At 64.1% G+C, this 5,674-nt stretch carries 5 protein-coding genes and 1 pseudogene; 2 read left to right on the top strand and 4 right to left on the bottom strand.

Features of this window, described 5'->3' with window-relative positions; genetic code table 11:
* Together EOA29_RS06980 and EOA29_RS06975 are read left to right on the top strand one after the other, a co-directional pair.
* Positions 1 to 451, top strand: a pseudogene (locus EOA29_RS06980) (class I SAM-dependent RNA methyltransferase); the annotation flags it as partial.
* A 168-nt stretch (positions 452 to 619) separates the two neighbouring features.
* Positions 620 to 3,307, top strand: coding sequence for a caspase family protein (locus EOA29_RS06975; RefSeq protein WP_127220617.1), 2,688 nt, complete (start codon positions 620 to 622; stop codon positions 3,305 to 3,307).
* 126 nt (positions 3,308 to 3,433) lie between these two features.
* On the opposite strand, the gene EOA29_RS06970 is transcribed toward EOA29_RS06975, so the two are convergent.
* The 4 genes from EOA29_RS06970 to EOA29_RS42870 form a co-directional block, all read right to left on the bottom strand.
* Positions 3,434 to 4,099 carry a transglutaminase-like cysteine peptidase gene (locus EOA29_RS06970; RefSeq protein ID WP_189434830.1) on the bottom strand — a complete coding sequence of 222 codons (666 nt, stop codon included), beginning with the start codon at positions 4,097 to 4,099 and terminating at the stop codon, positions 3,434 to 3,436.
* Between the two features lie 114 nt (positions 4,100 to 4,213).
* Complete coding sequence (locus tag EOA29_RS06965; protein WP_127220621.1) at positions 4,214 to 4,603, bottom strand: type II toxin-antitoxin system VapC family toxin; 390 nt, start codon at positions 4,601 to 4,603, stop codon at positions 4,214 to 4,216.
* Positions 4,590 to 4,865 (bottom strand): AbrB/MazE/SpoVT family DNA-binding domain-containing protein, encoded by a 276-nt coding sequence (locus EOA29_RS06960; protein ID WP_126095239.1) that lies wholly within the window; start codon positions 4,863 to 4,865, stop codon positions 4,590 to 4,592. The genes EOA29_RS06965 and EOA29_RS06960 overlap by 14 nt, the downstream gene beginning before the upstream one ends.
* A 78-nt stretch (positions 4,866 to 4,943) precedes the next feature.
* The coding region (locus tag EOA29_RS42870) for a metallopeptidase TldD-related protein (RefSeq protein ID WP_245468430.1) at positions 4,944 to 5,674 on the bottom strand (731 nt) is incomplete at its 5' end.

Genomic DNA, 5,674 nt, shown 5'->3' with positions numbered 1-5,674 from the left:
GGCCAAAAAGGTCGCCGACCTCTTCGCCGGCTGCGGCAGCTTCGCGCTCAGGCTCGCGGCCAGGTCCGAGGTTCATGCCGTGGAGGGCGACGCGCCGGCGCTTGCGGCGCTCGACCGCGCCTTCCGCTTCGCCAGCGGCCTGAAGCGGGTGACCAGCGAGCGCCGCGACCTCTTCCGTCGGCCGCTGACCTTCAAGGAATTGAATGGCTTCGATGGCCTCGTCTTCGATCCGCCGCGCGCCGGCGCGGAGGACCAGTCGAAGCAGATCGCCCGCTCGGACGTGCCGCTGGTCGCGGCCGTGTCCTGCAATCCGGTGACGCTGGCGCGCGATCTGCGCATCCTCCTCGACGGCGGCTATCAGTTGAGGAGCGTGACGCCGATCGATCAGTTCCTGTGGTCGCCGCATGTCGAGGCGGTCGCGCTGCTGGAGAAGCCGAGGCGACGCCGGTAGTCCACAACCGGGTCCACAGGACGTTTTGTGAAGCCTCTGTTCTTTCGACGAAATTGCGCCCTAAAGCCGCCTTTTTGCGGGGTCTTAATTTCGCGCTGTAGGGAAACATTCCTGCCTCCCCGGCGTTAATGTTTCGAACGGATGGCGGACAACGGACGGCGGATTGCGATGCAAACGCTTCAGAAATTCATCGGCTTCATCGTCGTTCTCATCGTACTGACCGTCGCGTCCGCGACGGGAGTGTTTGCGCAAGAGCAAAAACGCCTCGCCTTCGTCATCGGCAACGCCGCGTATTCGTCAGGCGAACTGGCGACCCCGGCGAATGACGCCGGGCTGATCGGACAGACCTTGCAAGCGGCCGGGTTCGACGTGGTCGGGGCGCGCGATGTCGACCAGGAATCGCTGCGCGGCGCCTTCCGCGATTTCCTTGCCAAGGTTTCGGCCGCCGGCCCCGACGCGGTCGTTTTCGTCTACCTTGCCGGCCACGGCGCCCAGTTCGAAGGCGAGAACTATTTCCTGCCGGTCGACGCCAACATCGCCAATCCCGCCGATGTGCCGATCCAGGCCATTCGGGTCTCCGACCTCACCCAGCCGCTTGCCGCGCTGCCGACGAAGGTCAACATCGTGGTGCTTGACGCGGCGCGGCCGAATGCCTTCCCGCAGACGAAACAGCCGCTGGCCGGCGGCCTCGCGCTGGTCGATCCCGACCCGAACATGCTGATTGCCTTCAATGCCGCGCCGGGTACCGTCGCGCCGGAGGGCAAGGGACCTTACGGCGCCTATGCCCAGGCACTGGCCGAGATGATGCGCGAGGGCGGCCTGCCGCTCGAGGATGTGTTCGACCGCACGCGCCTGCGCGTCAACGAGGTGACGGAAGGCGCCGAGGTGCCTTGGGACGCCTCGAAGATCAGCGCGCCCTTCGTCTTCTTCGACCGCGCGCCGGATGCGCCGGCACCCAAGGTTTCCGAGGCCGAATCCCAAGCCAACCGGACAAGGGAAATTCGCGACTTTGATGCCCGCGACGCCTATGTCGCGGCGCTCGACCGCGATACGCTGCGCGGCTACCAGGATTTCCTGGTCGCTTATCCGCACGATCCGATGGCCAAGCGGGTGCGCGCCATCATCGCCGCGCGGCGGGAGGCGATCACCTGGCGTGAAACCTGGATGGAGGACACGCCGGAAGCCTACTGGTCCTACCTCGAGCGCTATCCGCACGGGCCGCATGCCTGGGACGCGCGGCGCCGGCTGAGACATTTCGATGCCGAGCTCGAGCCGCCGCCAAGCTTCACCGTCATCATCCACGATGTGCCACCGCCACCGGCGGAGGAGATCGTCTATGTCGATCGCCCGGTGCTCTATTTCGACGACCCCGATTTCGACTTCGAACCGCCGCCGCCGGTCACAATCATCTTCCTGCCGCCACCGCCGCCGGATTTCATCGTGCTGCCGCCGCCGCGGCCGCCGGTCGAGGTCTTTGTTTTGCCGGTGCCGGTCTTCGTGCCCGTGCCCGTATGGGTCAGGCCGCCGCATGACATCGTGCCGCCGCGGGACAACATCATCTTCAACAACATCCACAACGCGACGGTCATAAATAACACGGTGATCAACAACGAGATCACCAATCAGGCCGTACAGCCAAGCGGCAATGCCGAGGGCGGCCTCACCACTCGCCAGAAAATGACTGGAGCTGCCGTCGGCACCGGTGCGGCGCTGGCGGCCAGGGTCGCGCTACCGCCGGTGCTGAAAAAGAGGGCGGCCGCGACCGGTCGCGCCCAGTTCAATCAGGAGCAGAGCGGCTTGCCGCTGAAGCCCGGCCAGCGCGCTATCCAGGGTCAGCAGCCTGGTGCCACGACTCCGCTGTCGGAAACCCAGTCCAAAACCCGCAAGCTCTCAACCGACCACGCCTTGCCGGGAGCCGATGGCAAAACGCTGCCGCTCGTCAACGGCAAACCGGTGCTCGACGGCCGGAATTTGCCAGGCAACAAGTCCAGGAAGCAGTTCGGCAAGCAAGGCATTGTAGGCGGCAACCAGGAGGCGACGGGAAATCCCGGCGCCGCGACCGGAGAGCAGGGCAGCGGTCAGCAGAAGGGCAAGAAATTGCGCAGGCTGCCCACCGTCAACGGCATGCCGGCCGACAATGGCCAGAGCGCCCAGCAGAGATTCGGGAAGAACAATCCGAACATACCGTCCGGCAAACCCAAGAAGCTGACGCGCAGGGATTTGTCCGCCGGCCAGTCCATTGTCGAACCGGGCGATCAGGGCTCGGCCAACCGCGACAATAAGAGCAGGAAGTTCCGCAGACTGCCGACCGTCAACGGCGAGCCGGCCGACAATGGGCCGAGCGTGCAGAAGCGGCTTAGGAGGAACAATCCGGACATGTTCTTCGACCAGAGCCAGGGCTCGGTCGACGGGAACGTGAAGAACAGGAAGTTCCGCAGGCTGCCGACCGTCAACGGTGAGCCGGCCGACAACGGGCCGAGCATTCAGAAGCGGCTAAGGAGGAACAATCCGTCCGTGTTCTCCGACGAAAATCAGGGCTCGGCCGGCGGGAACGACCGGAGCAGGAAGTTCCGCAGGCTGCAGAACGAAGAAGGTTCCGGCGGCGCGGGGGTCGACGTCCAGCGCAACTTCAAGGTCAACAGGCCGAACGAGAATGCGCAGCGCCAGTTCAGGCAGGAAAGGCCGAGCGAGCAGATGCTCCGGCCGCAAAGATCAGAGCCGAAGCCGGAATTCCGCGCCCAGCCGAGACCACAGATGCAAGAGCGGCGTCTCCCGCAGCAGCAGCCGCAGCCGCAGCAGCAGTTCAAGAAGAAACCGTCTTGCGGACAGGAGGGCGAACCGGCCTGCAAGCAGTAGGCTGTCGCGGCGGGGAGCAGTGCCAGGAAAAGTGTGTAATGGTTTCCGCCGCCAATTGCGCGATAGCAGCCCTCGAAAGCGTACAGTTCCGGCAGGCCGCTCAGTCCACGAGCCCGGCGGCATTCGTCAGGTTTTCGGCGTGCCGCCGCGCTGGTTGATCGACACCCAGATGTTCGGGTTCTGCTGCGACTGGCGTTTCAGGAAATAATAGCCGGTCGCGTTCCAGGGCCGGACTTCGTCGACCAGATTGTCGAGGACGAGATCGCCCTTGTCGGTCTTCACCGTCAGGATCGTGTGCCCTTCATTGTTCAGGTCGCGCACCACCGTCATCAGCAGCGCTTGCCGCGGAAATCCTGCCTCCAGGAGAAGCTTGCGCTTGTAGAGCGCGTAGATCTTGCAGTCGCCCTTGCCATCCACCGGATAGTCCCAGTGGTCCATCATCGTGCCCCAGTGATCGTAGTTGCTGACGGGCTTGATGGCGCGGTTCGCCTTCTGGTTTATGCGCTTGAGGGTGCGCATGTTCTGCGCGGTCAGCTTGACGTTCGCGGCCTGCAGGGCAGGCACCTTGCACTCTTTCGGCCGGCGATGGCAGAAATCGAGCCAGCCGTAGGGAACGCTGGTGCGCCCTCCAACCGAGACGGAGCGAACCCCGTCCGCGGAGGGCTGCGTCGATGGCCGCTTGAACAAGGTCGACTGCGCCGCCCCCGGGTCGACAGACAGCGACGTGGCGCCGATCAACGAGAAAAGGCCAAGGAGGAAAGAAGAGGTCAGGACGCCAAGGGAACGCTGCACTGCCAACACCACCGCAACGAGAAGATTGCTGCCAAGTTAATGCGGAAACGGCGGCCCAAGCAATTGAACATTTAATAATTTGCTAACACGATCGTGTTCGCATCCGGCGGGTAGCTACGCCTCTTGCACGCCACTATGCCCCGCAGCCCGAGCAGCTTTGATGAGTTTGCGGTCGAAGGTCGCAAACCCCGAGCAATGCGCAGACTTGCCGAGATGCAGCGCATCCGCGAAGTCCATCCCTGCCTCAGCCAGGTCAAGCGCGGAGGAGACAAGCGCGGCCTCTTCCATCTCCACTGTGGAAAGCCCGCCGAACGCCCGCAGCGCCCTGACGACTTCGGCCTGGCCGTAGCCATAGGCGCTGCGCAGCACCCACTCAGCCTCCAGGATCACGGTGACGGCGACAAACACAGCTTGACCATCGATCAGCCGCCGGGATCCCGGGGACTGTTCGGGATGGTCGTTCGTCAGGTATCTGACGACAAGGTTGGTATCAATCGCGAGCATGGCGCCGCCGCGCTTCAGCAAGGACGCTCGCGTCCATCTCTTCCAGTGTCTTCGGCTTGCCGCTGTGCGGCAGCACACCAAACACGTCTTCCGGCCGCGTCGGGGTAAAGGCCGGCGCTGGTTTCAGAAGAACACCCTCGGGTGTGTCTTCGACCTGCAGACGCGTGCCGGCGCCCCAGTCCCTCCGTTTCCGGATCGCGCTGGGGAGGATCACTTGTCCCTTGGTCGAGACGGTGGTTATGAGTTTTTCGGCACCAGCCATCGTAAGCTTACCGTGTGTAAGACAAAGGTAAGATACTCTAGCTGCGGGTGCTGTTCAAGCCTGCCGGATTGAGCGTCCTCAAACCCTTGTGCCGCCCACCGTCATCTGGTTCATCCTCAGATGCGGCTGGCCGACGCCGACCGGCACGCCCTGTCCGGCCTTGCCGCACATGCCGATGCCGTTGTCGAGCTTCATGTCGTTGCCGACCATGCTGACGCGGTGCATGGCGTCGGGGCCGTTGCCGATCAGCATCGCGCCCTTGATCGGCTGCGTCACCTTGCCGTTCTCGATCAAATAGGCCTCGGTGCAGCCGAACACGAATTTGCCCGAGGTGATGTCGACCTGGCCGCCGCCGAAGGAGACGGCGTAGATGCCGTTCTTGACCGAGGCGATGATCTCTTCCGGCGGCGTGTCGCCCGAGGTCATGTAGGTGTTGGTCATGCGCGGCATCGGCTGATGCGCATAACCCTCGCGCCGGCCGTTGCCGGTCGCCTTCATGCCCATCAGGCGGGCGTTCTGGCGGTCCTGCATGTAGCCGACCAGTATGCCGTCTTCGATCAGCACGTTGCGCGCCGAAGGCGTGCCTTCGTCGTCGACGGTCAGCGAGCCGCGCCGCTCGGCGATCGTGCCGTCATCGACCACGGTGACACCCTTTGCCGCAACCTGCTGGCCCATCAGGCCGGCAAAGGCCGACGTCTTCTTGCGGTTGAAGTCGCCTTCCAGCCCGTGGCCGACCGCCTCGTGCAGCATCACGCCCGGCCAGCCGCTGGAAAGCACGATATCGAAGGTACCGGCGGGCGCTGGAATCG

The organism is Mesorhizobium sp. M1E.F.Ca.ET.063.01.1.1 (assembly GCF_003998155.1).
Lineage (GTDB): Bacteria > Pseudomonadota > Alphaproteobacteria > Rhizobiales > Rhizobiaceae > Mesorhizobium.
Note: the sequence above shows the minus strand (reverse complement) of the source record. Positions and strands in the feature narration are given on the sequence as shown.

Excerpts from the sequence above, each read along its gene's own strand:
- EOA29_RS06960 (WP_126095239.1), bottom strand. The coding sequence starts at position 4,865 with ATGGCTGGTGCCGAAAAACTCATAACCACCGTCTCGACCAAGGGACAA.
- EOA29_RS06975 (WP_127220617.1), top strand. The coding sequence starts at position 620 with ATGCAAACGCTTCAGAAATTCATCGGCTTCATCGTCGTTCTCATCGTA.
- EOA29_RS06965 (WP_127220621.1), bottom strand. The coding sequence starts at position 4,603 with ATGCTCGCGATTGATACCAACCTTGTCGTCAGATACCTGACGAACGAC.